This is a genomic window from Spirosoma rhododendri (assembly GCF_012849055.1).
GTDB classification, from domain to species: domain Bacteria; phylum Bacteroidota; class Bacteroidia; order Cytophagales; family Spirosomataceae; genus Spirosoma; species Spirosoma rhododendri.
The window spans coordinates 3,323,928-3,340,105 of the sequence record NZ_CP051677.1; the positions used below are offsets into that span (position 1 = coordinate 3,323,928).

The window sequence follows — 16,178 nt, forward strand, 5'->3', positions numbered from 1 at the left end:
ACGCGCCGAAGGGGCCAGATGGCCGGAAAACGCGGTTAGCGTCGATGTCGGAAGCAGAAAGTGAGTGCCGTCGGGATCATCATGCGGCAAAGGTAGGAAAGGTTTTAAAAGAAGAAAAAGGATAGGCGAAAGAAGAAAGACGTGGGCAGTTAGTACCAGGTTCGCCTTTCTTCCCACGTCTATCCTCCGCCTGGCGGTTCGGTTCCGCCGTGCTACTTATGATCGATGGCATCGTAGGCCAGCCCGGTGCCGATGGCGTAGACGGCGTGGTGCAGCGCATCGGTGGCAATGGTGGGGGCGTCCTGCTCAGTGATGGGCGGGGCCAGATTTAGCTTCGGTAGCATGACAAGACCCGTCGCCCAGATCGTGACGAAGTGCGCCAGCGTGGCGGGCCAGCCCCGCAGCCCGGCCAAGGCAAATAACCCGCGTGGGATACCCCAGGCCGTGCCGTAGGTCCAGTGGATTTCCTGCGATACCAGCTCTTTCTTGCGTTTTTTGGTCGGTTTTACGTTCAGCACTTTCGAGACTGCATCGGCAGGGACGGTGCTGGGTGGCCGTTTGGTAACAGCCATTTCGGCGGTTTGCGAGAGTGTGATGGCAACAGTGCCGGCCAGGCCAGCCAGAATACCAATACCGATGGCAGTACCCAGATCGCGCAGTACGGCGTCAGGTTTATGCGTTTTCATAGCGAGTGTACAGTTAAGTAGAACGAACCAAAGAATAAAGAACCGGAAATCATACTGCCGGGTCACCTAGAATACACAAACGCCTTGCCAGTCAATTGTTCGGAAACGGGCCGTAAATCCATCGAATAGCCTGATAAAGCAAGAGGCCCCTCCAATCTGGAAGGGCCTCTTGCTTTATTCGTAAACCGCAAGTCGATTACTTGATCGAATCTTTCTTGGTGGTGTCGCTCATCATCGAATCGCTGCTCATGGTCGTAGCCGTGGTCGACGTAGTCGAATCAGTGGTCATCGTCGACATCGACGTCGTGTCGGTTACAGCTGTACCGGTCGATTCAGGTTTGTTGCTCGAGCAGGCAGTTGCCAGCGTAACCATCGACAGGATGAAGAATGCAGATTTCAGCATGGTTGTAGTCGTTTTAGGGGATTTTGTCCTCTTAATACGTTGACGCAGAAAAGGTAACCCGGCTCCGAGGAAAAATTTACGTCGGGTCAACTCCCGCCGTCAGGCCAGTTTCTGCTTCAGGAACGTTAGCGTGCGCGACCAGGCCAGTTTGGCAGCGGCTTCGTTGTAGCGCGTCGGGGCGGTGTCGTTGTTAAAAGCGTGTTGCGCCCCTTCGTAGACGTACAGTTCATACGGGATATTAGCTTTCTTCAGCGCTTCCTCGTACGCCGGAATCCCCGCGTTGACGCGCTCGTCCAGCCCGCCGTACTGCAATAGCACCGCCCCTTTGATCTTCGAAACGTCGGCTGCGTCGGGTTGCCGGCCGTAATAAGCGACGGCGGCTTTCATATCCGGCGAATTGATAGCCAGCTGATTAGCCATCGCACCACCCCAGCAGAAGCCAACGCAACCAACCTTGCCGGTGCTGTCGGGTCGGGTTTTTAGGTACTCAACAGCTTTCTCGAAGTTATGGCGCGTCGCGACCGGGTCCAGCTTGCCGAATAGTTCACGCATCTGGGCTTCGTCGGTGGGCGTACCGCCAGCGGCCGAAAGGGCATCGGGGGCCAGTGCCAGAAAGCCCGCCGTCGCGAGCCGACGTGTGATGTCTTCGATGTGCGGATTCAGCCCCCGGTTTTCGTGAATGACTACCACCGCCGGGTACTTTCCTTTCGCGGCTGGCACGGCCAGATAGCCTTTCATCGTAATTCCGTCACCCGGATACGTAATCGACTCGGTTTTGATGCGGTCGTCGGTTGGGGGGACGGTTTCGGCGTGGGCGTAATTTATTTCCAGCAGGGGCAGGGTTGCCAGTGCAGCCGCCATGCTACCGGTCAGCTTTGCCAGTCGTTTCAGGAAATCGTCGCGTTTGAGTGGTTTGTGCGTGTATTCGTCAAACAGGTTGATAATGCGCTGATCCATTGCGTCGTCGGGTTTGGTTTTTTGTAAAACTCCGCAAATCGGTGCGTAAACGAAAATGCGCCCGGCACCAAATTTGACCTGGCCGCCGGACGCATTTTCGTTTACTGATTCGTTACAATCCCTGTCCGCCCGATACTTCGATGCGCTGCCCGTTGATCCAGTAGGAATCGTCGGTGCAGAGGAACGCGATTACGCCACCAATATCGGTAGGCAGGCCCACGCGCCCCAGTGCCGTCAGCGACGCGATCATCTTGTTGATGTCGGCATTGTCGCGGGTGCGGCCCCCGCCAAAGTCGGTTTCGATAGCCCCCGGCGCAACGACGTTGGCCGTGATTTTCCGCGCACCGAGTTCCTTCGCCAGATATTTCGTAAAGGTTTCAATAGCACCTTTCATGCTGGCATACGCCGACGAGCCGGGCATCGTAATACGCGTCAGCCCCGACGAGATGTTGATGATCCGACCACCGTCGGTCAGCAGCGGCAGGGCTTTCTGCGTCAGGAAGTAAACGCCCTTAAAGTGAATGTTGTGCAACTCATCGAACTGCGCTTCGGTCACCTGCGCAAACGGGACGTACATCCCAATCCCAGCGTTGTTGATGAGGAAGTTGAACGTGTCGGCCTGAAACGTTTCCGACAGCGTGGTTTTTACCTGCTCGTAAAAACCGTCGAACGACGCGATGTCGCCCGTATTCAGTTGAAGCGCTGCGGCCCGTTGGCCTTTTTCCTGGATCTGCGCGACGACGGCGTCGGCATCGTCTTTCTGGCTGTTATAGGTCAGCAGGACGTCGATACCTTTTTCGGCCAGCCGCAGGGCCATGTCTTTACCTAATCCCCGGCTGCCGCCGGTCACTAATGCGATTTTCTGTTCGGTTGCCATTCTGTTCGTAGTTTGTATGACAACCCAAAATTCCGGTAAATGGCTGACCTGAACGTGGTGAGTAGTTCCGATTAAACGGTGAGTAGTTCAGTTTTCTCGTGTTCATCCGCTTCCCGCTGTTGCGCCCAGACGTCTTCTCGATACTGCTTTGGCGTACTTCCCTGAAAATGCTTAAAAAACTTAGTGAAGTTCGACGGGTCGTAGGTCAGCGTCCGGGCAATTTCAGCGATGGGTTGCCGGGTGGTCGTGAGCAGGTTCCGGGCAATGTCCATGATCTTGTGTTCGAAGAAGTAGCAGGGCGCGTAGCCCGTCGTGAGCCGGATGGTATTGCTCAGGTGCGTCGGGTGAATGTTCATCTCATCGGCCACGTCGCGGATTTCATACATGTCGAGCACGCGCCCGGCCAGCAGATCGGCCAGATGCCGGTCGAGAATGCGGAGAAAGTCGGCGGTGATTTCGTGTTGCCGGGCGGCTATTTTTTTCGGAAGGGTAGGAGAAGCCATGTGTCGATTGGTAAAAGGGGTCAGTTAACCTTTTAACCGCGCATCGAAGGGGTGTGGTTCGATACTAACGATTTTCAGCGACTGATGCTCCGGGTGCAGCGGATTCAGCAAGTAGTTGTATTCTGAAAAGGATTGGGCGGAGGGGACGCGCATGATCCAGCAGTTCTGTTCACGAATCCACTGCTCGGTGATATCGGCTAACTCATCCAGATAAGGCCATTCGTGCCAGCCCAGCGGCAAATCTTTTAGCTCGACCAGCCGCATTGACGGATTGTCCGGTAGTTCGACCGTGACCAGTGCGCGGCCAGTTGGTAAGCCCGGCGAATTCGCCAGTACTTCTAGTTTTGCTAATGAAACGCGTTCGGTCAGATAAAGAATTGCTGTGTTACGTCGGTGCCAACGTCCCGGTGCGAACAAACCGCCCGTCCCGTTAAGGTCATTGGCGTAGCGGTCGTCGGCAATGCGATACAGCAGCATAAATGTCCGATGGGTAAGTACAAGTGCAGAGATTACGTCAATTGGTCTGAGAAGTAACAGACGATCAGGAAAAAATACCGTGTAGAATTCGATTCAGTCCGTCCATAACATGCTGACGACCAATCATTGAATCGAGCATATCAACAGGTCGCTGATTGCCCATAGCCGGGACCTTCGTCTGCAACCAGCCTTCAAAATCAGGTTTACTTCTGAACACGTCGATCCCCTTCTCGTAAATCTCTGATAACGAAATGGCCTTCTCGGTTTCATCCTGCGTCAGTCTGGATTTTGCCCGAATCCGGCGTTGGTAGGTGCTTTCCGAGATCGCCAGAATATGGCTCATCTCTTTGTTGGTAAAGCCCAGATTGCTTTGCAGAAACGCCACCGACTCCATCGGCAAGCCTTCCTTGACCAGTTCGATGAGGTCGTAATCGTGCCGGATGGGTCGTTTGATAAACCGGTCGCCCCCCAGCCCTTCCAAAATTCGGTTAATCGGTACCTGCATAGCATTTGGCTGTTTTAATTCTGTCAATTGACAACGTGTCGACAAAGATAACAATTCACGCAAACTATATTTAGTTGGGTTTTACCTTTACGAAGTCAAAGAGTGAAAGAGCGAAAGACAGAAAGAGCGATTTCCGGCGGGAGTCATTGTTTGTGTATCGGCCCTTCGCTCTTTCACTCTTTCATTCTTTCGCTCTTTACATAACATGAATTTCCGTATCGAAAAAGACACGATGGGGCAGGTGCAGGTACCGGCCGATGTCTATTGGGGCGCCCAAACCCAGCGCTCGATTGAAAACTTCAAGATCGCACGGGACACCGACAAGATGCCCAAACCGATCATCGAAGCCTTCGCTTACCTCAAAAAGGCCGCTGCGCTGACTAACCTCGACGCGGGTACGCTGCCGCAGGAGAAAAGCGACCTAATCGGGCAGGTAGCCGACGAGATTCTGGCCGGTAAACTCGACGATCAGTTCCCGCTCGTGGTCTGGCAAACGGGTTCGGGTACGCAGTCGAACATGAACGTCAACGAGGTGATTGCCTACCGGGGCCACGTGTTGCAGGGCGGTCAGCTGACCGACGAGAAGAAGTTTTTGCACCCTAACGACGATGTCAACAAGTCGCAGTCGAGCAACGATACGTTCCCGACGGCGATGCACATCGCAGCTTACAAAATCCTGCTCGACGTTACGATTCCGGGCATCAAAAAGCTGCGCGATACGCTCGACGCCAAGGCGAAGCAGTTTATGCACGTCGTGAAAATTGGCCGGACGCACTTCATGGACGCTACCCCGCTGACGGTTGGGCAGGAATTTTCGGGCTACGTTTCGCAGCTCGATCACGGCCTCCGCGCCATCAACAACACGCTGCCGCACCTGAGCGAACTGGCCTTGGGCGGAACGGCCGTCGGAACGGGGATCAACACCCCGCCGGGCTATTCGGAGAACGTCGCCAAGCATATCGCGGAGTTGACGGGTCTGCCGTTTATCACGGCTGAAAACAAGTTTGAAGCCCTGGCCGCGCACGATGCCATTGTGGAAGCCCACGGAGCGCTGAAAACGGTTGCCGCCAGTATGATGAAAATTGGCAATGACATCCGGATGCTGTCGTCGGGGCCACGCGCGGGCATCGGCGAACTCCATATCCCCGACAATGAGCCTGGTTCGAGCATTATGCCCGGCAAGGTAAATCCCACGCAGTGCGAAGCCATGACAATGGTTGCCGCGCAGGTGATGGGCAACGACGTCGCGATCAACATCGGCGGTATGAACGGTCATTTCGAACTGAACGTGTTCAAGCCCGTGATGATTTACAATTTCCTGCATTCGGCCCGGCTCATCGGCGACGTTTGCGTATCGTTCAACGACAAGTGCGCGGAAGGAATCGAGCCGATCGAAGCCAATATCCGCAAGCACGTCGAGTCGTCGCTGATGCTGGTTACGGCCCTGAACACGAAGATTGGCTACTATAAAGCTGCTGAAATCGCGCAGACCGCCCACAAAAACGGCTCGACGCTCAAGGAAACCGCCGTTCAGCTCGGCTACCTGACCCCCGACGAATTCGATCAGTGGGTCGTGCCGGGCGACATGGTTGGCGAAGTGAAATAGCGGATTGGCAGATGAACGAACCCGCGTATCCGTTTCAGGAGGGGCCGCTTGAGTATACGTATCGTTTTGAAAGTGTCAGTGAGCAGGCTGTTATTCAGAAGGTAGTTCTCTTTACGGAAACGAGTCGTGCAGGTTTATTTAACATGGCTTTGGTTGACGAACTATCAGATGGAGAATTGTCAGACATCGTCGTCAGTAACAATGAGGATTTGATCATGGTGTTGGCGACGGTGTTTCGAATAGCTGAGCATTTTCTGAATCGCTCTCCGTCGTACGGTATCATCTTCCAAGGAAGTGATGAGCGACGTACTCGCCTGTATAGAATCGCAATTAGTCGCGAATTGGCAGTTCTGTCCAAGACATACGAACTATTTGGATTTAAAAATGATAGGTTTACGTTGTTCCAGTCAAATCAGGACTACGAACGGTTTCTAATTCGCAGACGATCATGAAAAAAGAAACGCAGAAAACTGGCAGTGAACGGATAATTCGTCGGTACTCTGACCATCCGATTATTCAGAAAAAGTTAGCTGAAGCTAACAAGTTTCTGGAAACTGCTGATTTATCGTTTCTGGATAATCCGCCCAGAAAAAAAGATAGCTAAAGCACGGAAGTTTCTGGAAACGGTCGATCTGTCTTTCCTAAAACGGCCGGCCGATGAACGAAAAATAACCGCCGTTCAGCTCAGCTACCTGACTCTCGAAGAGTGCAATCAGTGAGTCGTGTTGGGCGGCATGGTGAAGTAAGAAGCTGCTTTGACTAAACAGGGGCGGCTGATCTGGAGAAATCCGGGTTAGCCGCCCTCTGTTTATTGGCCTAGCCGCCCCTGAGGTGACCCTGTAACCCAGTTGACGATGGCGGGTCCCCAGTAGTAGAGCGTGAAATAGTAAGTGCCGATGAGCAGAAACGTGGTCGCAACCAGCAGGACGAAGGACCCCGCGAACCGGGCGATGGGAGCGACATGACGACGGCTGGCGCGGACGAACGCTTCGACAACCAACAGGTTAGGCAGGTAAAAAAAGAACGCCATAAACTGGTCAAACCAGCCGTCGAACGTTTTGGTGTGACCCAGCCCATTGGTGAACATAATCCAGAAACCGTACTCGATTCGGTACAGCCACGAGCCGATGGCTAGCGCGTACAACCGCAGTGCCCACGCCCGGTGCCTGACCATGTCGCCCATGACGGCGTAGCGGTAGGTAGCAACGGCGGCTATCAGCATCAGCAGTCCGTACAGGGCAAAGCCGACGTTCATGGTTGAGCCGCCGATGGTGCCTTTCATCAGGATAAACGCCAGCCCACCAACGGCCGCAAACACGCAGGCGGCAACGTACACGCGCCCGACCCACCGATGCACAGCCGGAAAACGTGTTCGGACGGAATCGATAAGTTGAAGGCTCCCCAGAATCAGGATGATACCCCCGGCGGCAAAGTGCAGACCGATGCCCGTGGTGGCCGTGCCGGTGCTGCGCTCGTAGAGCCGTGGCAGCACCTGATTCCAGCGGGTCATGTCGTCCTGATACAGGGCCGACGCGTAGAACGCGAGAATATACAGTCCAAACAGAGCCGCACTGACCCAGACGGTAGTGACGAGGATAATGCCTGACCAGTGTAGCAACTGCCGGCTCCAGATTTCGGCTCGCGGTTGGGTCGGCGGTGTGGTGGGCTTTTGTAAGGTATCGAGCATGGCGATGTAGCTGGGCCGTCAGACCGGTGAAGATCGTTCCGGCGAACGAGTATGGATGGTGCGTTGACCGGTAGTGTACGGGTTGGCGTTGTACAAAACGGTCTACCAAAAATAAGTACAAACAGGCAGTGGCTGTATGCACCGTCGGTACGTAATGTAGAGTTAGCCATCGTTTCCCCCGCCCAATGACAGCCTATACGATTGAGCCCGTGGAAGACTCCCGACTTTTTCTGACCGGCTTCTGCATCGGAACACCCGGTATTGAGGTTGCAAACTGTTTATACGGCGTTGGCCTATGCGACACCAACTTAGTGATTGCGCATACCGATCGGGCACAACTGATGGGTTCGTACGTAAAAACCAACTGGCCTGGGCGTCTCTGAATTATTTGCAATAGCAGCCGGGTAGTTTGCTGTTGAGCCAACCTGCCGATGCCGACCCGGCTGCGCCAATTAATCCGCTGAGCCAAATCAGTGCAGTGAGATTCACATCACCAATAACACGCTTGGGCCCGAAATACAACTTACTCTATTGCTCTGGCACCCTGCCGAATCGGGCGAATCAGACACGGTGTAGAACAAACGGGTACGCAGCCGATTGGATGATAGGTTTACAAAGTATTGCTTCCGTTGAGGAAAAATTTCGTGAGCGGTAGTCTATGTAAGCTATTGACAGAAAAGGGTTTATACAAAATAGTTTATTTGTAAAATAATTTAATTAAATAGTATACACATCTGTTTGGGCAGAAGTATCGTATTGTAGTTGGGTTAAAAACCAATTAATAACACACTCAATCAACTTCAACTCCAATTATTATGCTGAAATCTGTAATGAATCGTCTGGGCATGGCAACGGTTGTGCTGGCAACCGGCTTTCTGGTCAGCAACTGTAAGTCGGATCTCGACATGGAAACCCCTGCGCCAGCAAACACGGCAGCCAATGCGCGACTCGCAACTGGCGAACACTATGTACCGGGCGAAGTATTGATTCAGTTTACCAAAGGGTTAAGTGCCGTTAGCCGCCTGCCCATTCTTAACCTTATCAGCGGAACGGTTGCCGAAACTATCCTAACTAAAACCATGCAGGATGCCGGCATCACCGAAGGCATACTGCGGGTGAAGACAACCAAAGAAATTGCGCAGGTGCTGAGCCTGCTGAACGGCGTGCCGGGCGTCGAATTTGTCGAACCCAACTTTATTTACACCCATCAGGCAACGTCCAACGACCCGCTGTATACCAACGGGTCGCTGTGGGGAATGTATGGGTCGGCAACTTCGCCCGCCAATCAGTTTGGTAGCGGAGCCGGAACAGCCTGGGCCAACAACAAAACCGGGTCGAGCTCGGTGATCGTCGGCATTATCGACGAAGGCTACATGACCACCCACGCCGATCTGAGTGCCAATGTCTGGGTGAATCCATACGAGACGGTAAACGGTCGCGACGACGATGGTAACGGCTATATCGACGATGTAAACGGCTGGGATTTTGCGGCCAACGACGCCAGCGTATACGACGGTACGTCAGACGATCACGGTACGCACGTAGCCGGAACCATCGGCGCGCGCGGTGGTAACGGCGCGGGTGTGGCCGGTGTCTGCTGGAACGTAAAAATGATTGCACTGAAGTTTCTGGGTGCCGACGGTGGGTCGACAACGGCCGCTATCAAAGCCATCGATTACCTGACTGATATGAAAACGCGGCACGGCCTGAACATCGTGGCCAGCAACAACTCGTGGGGGGCGGTGGCTTCTCGCAGTCGCTGCAAAGCGCCATCGGCCGGGCCAACAACGCCGGTATCCTGTTCGTAGCCGCTGCCGGTAACGGTGGTAGCGATGGCGTTGGCGATAACAACGATCAGACAGCCAACTATCCCTCGAACTACACTAATGCCAACGTGATTGCCGTTGCGTCGATCACGTCGTCGGGTGCTTTGTCGAGCTTCTCCAACTACGGCGCGCAGACGGTCGACATCGGGGCTCCGGGTTCGGGTATTCAGTCGACCCTGCCATACACGGGTACGACTCCGTCCTATGGTGCCTACAGCGGCACATCGATGGCGACACCACACGTGACGGGGGCCATTGCGCTCTACAAATCGATCAACACATCGGCTACGGCGTCGCAGATCAAATCAGCGATCCTGAACGCAGGAGCGGCTACGTCGTCGCTGTCGGGCAAGTGCGTAACCGGCGATCGACTACGGGTCAGCTCGTTCTAAGCCATACTGAACCGAATAGGGTAACGGCCCGGCAGACAGCACGTTTGCCGGGCCGTTATTTTTTTGCCAACCATGCCCGTCGACAATGCGTTTACGACACAGAGCAACTGCCAGCTGAAGAATATCCGGACAGGTAACAACGATTGTGTTTATGGAAACGAAGAGGATAGTAGAGGAACCAATCGGAAAGCCGACGAGTCGGGTCGATGGGCGGTTGAAAGTGACGGGCGGGGCCAAATACGCAGCGGAGTACGACTTACCTGACCTGACGTACGGCGTTCTGGTCACCAGTACCATCGCGAATGGTCGAATCCGATCGTTCGAGACAAAAGCTGCCGAAAATGTACCGGGCGTACTGGCCGTGATGACCTATAAAAATGCGCCGACCGTACCGGGGTATCAGAAAGAGGTCGACCCGGCGCAGAAGCGGGTAGCTGGTCAGGAACTGCGTTTGTTCTTTGACGATAAGATTCACTTCAGCAATCAGCCGGTGGCACTGGTCATTGCCGATACGTTCGAGAAAGCAACCTACGCGGCTTCGCTGATCGATGTGGCCTACGACCAGCAGACGCACCATACGGAGCTGGAAGCAAATCTCAGCAAAGCGTACAGACCCGAAAAACCCGACGACTACAGCCGGGGCACGGCCGATGCCTACAAACAGGCTTCCGTTCGTGTTGAGCAGGAATACCACATACCCATTCACGTACACAACCCGATGGAGCCACACGCGGCCACGGCTGTCTGGGAGGGCGACGACAGGGTAACGGTCTACAACAAAACGCAGGGGTATCGCTGGCTAAGAAGGATATTCAGCAACTGTTTGCCCTGTCGCCGGAAAACGTACGTGTTCATTCGCCGTTTGTGGGTGGGGCGTTCGGTAGTTCGTCGCGGATATGGCCGCCGGAAATGGCTGCGCTGATGGGGGCGAAACTCGTCAAACGGCCGGTAAAAGTCGTGGCAAAGCGTGAGCAGGTGTTTAACCTGGTTGGCTACCGGCCGGGGTCAGTACAGCGGGTGGCGCTGGGGGCTACGGCTGATGGCAAACTGATGGGTATCACGCACCACGCCTTCGGAATGACCTCACAGTACGAGCAATTTACTGAGCGGATTCTGCACCCGACCAAGTCGATGTACCAGAGCCCGAGTCTGAACGCAACCTACCGGCTGGTGGGGTTGGATATGAGTACGCCCTGCTGGGCGCGTGGCCCCGGCGAAACCAGCGGGGCGTTCGCGCTCGAATCAGCGATGGATGAACTGTCGTATGCCCTGAAGATGGACCCACTGGCTTTGCGTCGGGCCAATTTTGCCAGCGTCGATCCTGAGACGGAGAAGCCGTGGTCGAGCAACTACCTGCGCGACTGTTACGAGCAGGGTGCCCGTACATTTGGCTGGGACAAGCGTAACCCGCAGCCCCGATCGATGCGTGACGGCGGGATGCTGATCGGGATGGGCATGAGTGCCGGCATCTACAAGTCAGACCGGGCCGCAGCTTCTGCGCGGGCACGGCTGGGCACCGACGGGTCGCTGCTGATTCAGACCGCTGCTGCCGACGTTGGCCCCGGAACCTACACAATCCTGACGCAGATTGCCGCCGAAACCGCCGGTATCGACATGAGTCGTATTCGGGTTGAACTGGGCGATTCGGCTTTCCCGCAGGCTCCCCCGCAGTATGGTTCACACACGGTAGTATCGGTTGGGTCGGCGGTGCATGATGTTTGCCAGCAGTTGACGCAAAAGCTGGCGGAGTTGGTCAGCACGGCTAAAGACGCTGGTTTCGCGGGCGTGCCGATAACCGATATGACATTCTCAAACGGGGCAGTAAGCCGCCGGAATAGTTCGGACAACGTGTCGTACGAAAGCCTCCTCCGACAAAGTAACCTGCCGGAACTGGTCATCACGGCGGAGTCGAAGGGTGGTCCCGAACTGGACAAGGTCGCCCGCCGGTCGTTTGCGGCCCATTTTGTCGAGGTGCATGTGCATCCGGTGACCGGAACCGTACGGGTTACGAAAATGGTGTCGGCCATTGATGCCGGTAAAGTGCTGAACCCCAAAACAGCTCGTAGTCAGGTGTTGGGTGCTGCCACGTGGAGTATCGGTATGGCACTCATGGAGGCAGGCATTATCGATCACCGACTGGGCCGGTACGTAAATAATAACCTGGGCGATTACCACGTACCTGTCTCCGCCGATGTGCCGCACATGGATGTAATTTTCATCGATAAGCCAGATAGCGTTATTGACCCGATGGGAGCAAAAGGGCTGGGTGAAATCAGCATGACTGGCATGGCTGCTGCGATCACCAATGCCATTTATCACGCCACCGGAAAGCGCATCCGGCAGCTACCCGTCACACCTGATAGATTGATGGACTAGGTGAATTAATGTAAATTTAATAAGTTCGCGTTTGGGTGAACTAAGAAATTAAAACTCTATAAGTCAGGATGTTAAGCTTTATAAGTGGTACGTATTAATAAGCGTTCATAATTATCTTGATAAAATAATTTTTCGAGTAGCGGTCAGTTATAATAAGTTAACTTAATTGCAGTGAAGTTAACTTATTATAACTGATGAGAAAAATATACTCGTGCATTATTCTTGCGTGTATGCTGTTGGCAAGCGTGGTTACCAGCATGGCGCAGCGGGTGATCTACCACCGGGTCACTGCAAAAGTGAGTCCTCAAAAACTGGAGTATCTATTCAATCACGGCCTGGATATCGATCACTTCAGTTACGAAAACAAGCAGGATTTTGCCGCTGAACTGTCTGACCAGCAGGTGGATTTGCTGAAACGTAGCGGCCTTAAGGTAACCTACGTGATTCGTGACCTGGAAAAAAATCTGACAGCCTACAACGCAAAATTGGATCAACTGGCCGCAAAAGCCAGTCGTAATGCACGGGCGGCTGCCGTATCGACACCGGCTAACTTCAGTCTGGGGTCGTATGCGGGATTTTATACGTTTGCTGAAATGCAGGCTATTCTGGACAAGATGCGGACGATGTATCCGAATCTAATTTCGGCCAAATCATCGATTGGGACTACGCTGGAAGGGCGGCCGCTACTAATGGTAAAAATCAGCGACAACCCCGACGCGCTTGAGAACGAGCCTAAGCTAATGCTGAATGCTGTACACCATGCCCGCGAGCCGATCAGCATGACGCAGCTGATTTATTTCATGTGGCATCTGCTGGAGAATTACGGGAAGGACAAGGAAATACAGACGCTGCTGAACAGCACGGAAATCTACATTGTGCCGTGCCTGAATCCGGATGGATACGTGTACAACCAGACAACTAACCCAAGCGGGGGGGGATGTGGCGTAAAAACCGGCAGGTTAACAGCGGTGGTTCGTACGGCGTCGATATCAACCGGAACTACGCCTATTACTATGCCCTGGATAACAGTGGTTCATCCCCAACGCAAACGGCGGAAAATTATCGGGGTACGGGTGCATTCTCAGAAAAGGAGACACAGGCCATGCGCGACCTGTTCCTGAAATATCCGTTCCAAACGGTGTTTAATTATCACTCGTATGCCAATGCCTGCATGTATCCGTTTTCGGCGCTCAATCCGAATAACAACCCGGAAATGAGTACGTTCCGGACGGCTGCCACGTATCTGGCAGCTGATAACGGCTTCAAAATTGGTAATACCTACGAAACGCTCGGATATACGTCTAATGGCGGTGCACCGGACTGGCAGTACGGTGAGCAAACGACAAAAGCCAAAACGTACGCCTTCACGACGGAGATTGGCTCGTCGGACGATGGTTTCTGGCCAGCTTCATCGCGCATTCTGCCGCTTTGTAACAGCACGATCGAGATGAATCGTAAGATGCTGCGTATGTCAACTAACTACGGTCGGGCTGCGCAGCGCGGGACCACTGCATTTACGACCAAAAGCAGCGTGCTTCGCTACAATTTCACCAACTATGGTATCAAGCCCGGTGCGCTGATCGTATCGGCCAAAGGGCTAAGTTCGTACGTAACCAGTGTAGGGTCGGCGAAAACATACAGTGGTATGGGACTGCTGCAAACGGTGGCCGATTCGCTCCAGTTTACCATCAGCGATAGCACCCCGGTTGGGACATCGATCGCCTTCGAACTGGCAGTTGACAACGGCCTGTCGGTTATCAAAGATACACTGACGCTGACCTATACGAGCGATTGTGGTACGCCCACGAGCCTAACGGCGAACAGCGTCGGGCAGACAACGGCGACCCTGACGTGGGGCGCAATATCAGGAGCTTCGTCGTACGCCGTTTCAACCAAACCGAAAAGCAGCACGGCCTGGTCGGCAGACGTGACCGTGAGCAACACGAGTTATCCGGTGAGCAGCCTGACACCGGCAACGGCCTACGACTGGCGCGTGAAAGCTGCCTGCGGTATAGCATATGCAACCAGTTCGTTTACAACGGGCAAACAGACCTGCTTTAAAGAGTCGGGCGGAACGGTAGTTTTCGAGGCTGAAAACTTCAAAACCAGCACTGCCGGTACGGGTAGCGCGGCTGGCCGGACCTGGGCACCGGTGTCCTACACATCAGCATCGTCGGGTACGGCTATGGCTGTAGCTGGTACCGGGCTGGACGTACAGAATGGCCTGAATGGCCCCCGGCTCGACTATACGTTAACCTTCGCCACGACCGGTACGTACTACGTATGGGTGCGAATGGTAGCGGGCAGCGGTGGTACAACCGATGACTCGTTCACGATTGGTCTGGACGGTACAGCGGTCAACCTAAGCCCCAACACGACCAACTTCAACAACGGTAATAAGTCGAGCTGGACGTGGATCAAAGCAGCGGGTAATACGGCTTTCAAAGTAACGGTGAATACTGCCGGTGAACACACGTTCAATCTCTGGATGCGTGAAGATGGGACCGTAGTTGACAAATTCATCCTGACGACCAGCTCGAACTACAGCCCGTCGAGCACCGGGCCGGTGGTTAGCGGTGTTTGTACGACAACGGCTGGCGCGCGCGAACTGGCAGCAGCCGAGTACGTCGACGAAGCGGTTGAGGGACTACAGGTCAATGCGTATCCAAATCCGCTTGAGCAAAGCCTGACTATCGATGTAAATCCGACTGACCAGGATGCGAGTCTGCGGCTGATCGATATCAACGGGCGTACCCACAAGCAGGCTACACTGCCTGCCAACCAGACGCAGCACACGATGCAGGTTGGTCCGTTGCAGACGGGAGCTTACTTCCTCGAAGTAATTCGGGGCGACAAACGCCGGGTTATCCAACTGCGTCGCCAATAGGGGAGCAGATCGCTTACCACCAACAAGCAGAAGGCCCGATCTTACATAAGATCGGGCCTTCTGCTTGGTAAAGACTTTAACATCTCCTGTTAAATCAGACGATATCAAACCCGCCTGTTACTTCCGGCCACCGCCGATATCGAAACCGATTTTGACGCCGAGGTACGAGTTCTCACTGGTGATCTGCGTGTTCGTCCCAGCAGCGTTTGTTGTTGGAACAGCGTTGTATTCAGCGGCCACGACAAAGTGGCTCAGCTTAACGCCCGCCCGGATCATACCGCCGAACTTGGTGTCGCTCACCAGGTTGATGTTCTGGTTAGCCTGACCATTGCTGGCGATAACGACCGTGCCGCCCGACCCAATCGTAAACAAACCCAGACCGGCACCTACAAACGGCCGTACACTGCTTGATCCGAACAGATAGTTACCCGTGATCAGGTACGACGAATAAGCGCTGACATCGCCTGTGGTGGTGTTGCCGTTTACCTGCACACCCCGTGCTACCGACGCCAGTTCGAGTCGCAGACCCAGATCAAAATGGTCGTTGAAGCCATACTTCGGTTCAACAGCAACCAAAAAACCGCCCGATACACCAGCGTTAAAAGGTTTCGCGTACCCGATCGATACATTCACCTTGAACGGTTTGTACTCCTGCGCCTGTGCTGCGACAGCGAATAGGACGAAAATTCCGGCAAGAAACTTTTTCATAGAGTGTAGCTTTAAAATGGTAATTTTTTGATAAAAACGAAAACAGGAGATATAACTGGTTACAGCAAAACTTGTTTTCTAATTTGCGTATCAGAAATAATAAGCGGTTGTATATTAATGGGTTGTAGAAAAATTATTATCCAACCATAGATTTGTATACCAACATATACAAGTGGTAGGCTGCCGATTCCCACCTGAAGAATGAAACCGTTTTTGGATGATTCGTAGATACTGTCTAAATAATAGACAATGAGCCGGCGGGTACTCAGCAAAGTTGCTGAGTACCCG

15 protein-coding genes and 2 pseudogenes are annotated in these 16,178 nt (G+C 53.9%); 8 read left to right on the forward strand and 9 right to left on the reverse strand.

The features are described from left to right. Window positions 1-212 precede the first annotated feature (212 nt). From HH216_RS13670 to parS, 7 genes are all read right to left on the reverse strand, one after another. A complete protein-coding gene (locus HH216_RS13670; protein WP_169551311.1) occupies window positions 213-686 on the reverse strand; it encodes a hypothetical protein in 474 nt (157 codons plus the stop codon). A 196-nt stretch (window positions 687-882) separates the two neighbouring features. Then, the gene (locus HH216_RS13675) at window positions 883-1,089 is read right to left on the reverse strand and encodes a hypothetical protein (RefSeq protein ID WP_169551312.1); all 207 of its coding nucleotides are present in this window, start codon (window positions 1,087-1,089) and stop codon (window positions 883-885) included. Between the two features lie 99 nt (window positions 1,090-1,188). Further along, window positions 1,189-2,046 (reverse strand): dienelactone hydrolase family protein, encoded by an 858-nt coding sequence (locus tag HH216_RS13680; RefSeq protein WP_169551313.1) that lies wholly within the window; start codon window positions 2,044-2,046, stop codon window positions 1,189-1,191. 112 nt (window positions 2,047-2,158) lie between these two features. Beyond that, window positions 2,159-2,923, reverse strand: a complete 765-nt coding sequence (locus HH216_RS13685) for an SDR family oxidoreductase (RefSeq protein WP_169551314.1) — start codon at window positions 2,921-2,923, stop codon at window positions 2,159-2,161. Between the two features lie 71 nt (window positions 2,924-2,994). Beyond that, window positions 2,995-3,426 carry a helix-turn-helix domain-containing protein gene (locus HH216_RS13690; RefSeq protein ID WP_169551315.1) on the reverse strand — a complete coding sequence of 144 codons (432 nt, stop codon included), beginning with the start codon at window positions 3,424-3,426 and terminating at the stop codon, window positions 2,995-2,997. A 24-nt stretch (window positions 3,427-3,450) separates the two neighbouring features. Next, window positions 3,451-3,903, reverse strand: a complete 453-nt coding sequence (locus tag HH216_RS13695; RefSeq protein ID WP_169551316.1) for an RES family NAD+ phosphorylase — start codon at window positions 3,901-3,903, stop codon at window positions 3,451-3,453. A 64-nt stretch (window positions 3,904-3,967) separates the two neighbouring features. Beyond that, window positions 3,968-4,408 carry a type II RES/Xre toxin-antitoxin system antitoxin gene (parS, locus tag HH216_RS13700; protein WP_169551317.1) on the reverse strand — a complete coding sequence of 147 codons (441 nt, stop codon included), beginning with the start codon at window positions 4,406-4,408 and terminating at the stop codon, window positions 3,968-3,970. 205 nt (window positions 4,409-4,613) lie between these two features. Between parS and fumC the strand changes: the two genes are divergently transcribed. The 3 genes from fumC to HH216_RS13715 are packed head-to-tail and all read left to right on the forward strand — an operon-like array spanning window position 4,614 to window position 6,618. Beyond that, window positions 4,614-6,014, forward strand: a complete 1,401-nt coding sequence (gene fumC, locus HH216_RS13705; RefSeq protein WP_169551318.1) for a class II fumarate hydratase — start codon at window positions 4,614-4,616, stop codon at window positions 6,012-6,014. A gap of 11 nt (window positions 6,015-6,025) precedes the next feature. Continuing rightward, window positions 6,026-6,466 carry a DUF6934 family protein gene (locus HH216_RS13710; RefSeq protein WP_169551319.1) on the forward strand — a complete coding sequence of 147 codons (441 nt, stop codon included), beginning with the start codon at window positions 6,026-6,028 and terminating at the stop codon, window positions 6,464-6,466. Next, window positions 6,463-6,618, forward strand: coding sequence for a hypothetical protein (locus HH216_RS13715; protein ID WP_169551320.1), 156 nt, complete (start codon window positions 6,463-6,465; stop codon window positions 6,616-6,618). Before HH216_RS13710 ends, HH216_RS13715 begins: the two co-directional genes overlap by 4 nt. Before the next feature lie 204 nt (window positions 6,619-6,822). On the opposite strand, the gene HH216_RS13720 is transcribed toward HH216_RS13715, so the two are convergent. Continuing rightward, a complete protein-coding gene (locus tag HH216_RS13720) occupies window positions 6,823-7,701 on the reverse strand; it encodes a DUF2306 domain-containing protein (RefSeq protein ID WP_169551321.1) in 879 nt (292 codons plus the stop codon). Between the two features lie 815 nt (window positions 7,702-8,516). Here HH216_RS13720 and HH216_RS26660 point away from each other — a divergent pair. The 5 genes and pseudogenes from HH216_RS26660 (at window position 8,517) to HH216_RS13735 (ending at window position 15,182) form a co-directional block, all read left to right on the forward strand. Next, on the forward strand, window positions 8,517-9,509 hold the full coding sequence (locus HH216_RS26660; RefSeq protein ID WP_332871395.1) for a S8 family serine peptidase: 993 nt from the start codon (window positions 8,517-8,519) through the stop codon (window positions 9,507-9,509). Next, window positions 9,434-9,919 carry a S8 family serine peptidase gene (locus HH216_RS26665; protein ID WP_332871396.1) on the forward strand — a complete coding sequence of 162 codons (486 nt, stop codon included), beginning with the start codon at window positions 9,434-9,436 and terminating at the stop codon, window positions 9,917-9,919. The genes HH216_RS26660 and HH216_RS26665 overlap by 76 nt, the downstream gene beginning before the upstream one ends. A 280-nt stretch (window positions 9,920-10,199) precedes the next feature. Beyond that, window positions 10,200-12,292 (forward strand): annotated as a pseudogene (locus HH216_RS26880) (molybdopterin cofactor-binding domain-containing protein); the annotation flags it as partial. 626 nt (window positions 12,293-12,918) lie between these two features. Further along, window positions 12,919-13,158, forward strand: a pseudogene (locus tag HH216_RS25955) (M14 family zinc carboxypeptidase); the annotation flags it as partial. Between the two features lie 74 nt (window positions 13,159-13,232). Beyond that, complete coding sequence (locus tag HH216_RS13735; protein ID WP_169551322.1) at window positions 13,233-15,182, forward strand: M14 family zinc carboxypeptidase; 1,950 nt, start codon at window positions 13,233-13,235, stop codon at window positions 15,180-15,182. A 117-nt stretch (window positions 15,183-15,299) separates the two neighbouring features. Here HH216_RS13735 and HH216_RS13740 read toward each other — a convergent pair whose 3' ends face one another. Further along, window positions 15,300-15,890 (reverse strand): outer membrane beta-barrel protein, encoded by a 591-nt coding sequence (locus HH216_RS13740; protein WP_169551323.1) that lies wholly within the window; start codon window positions 15,888-15,890, stop codon window positions 15,300-15,302. Window positions 15,891-16,178 lie beyond the last annotated feature (288 nt).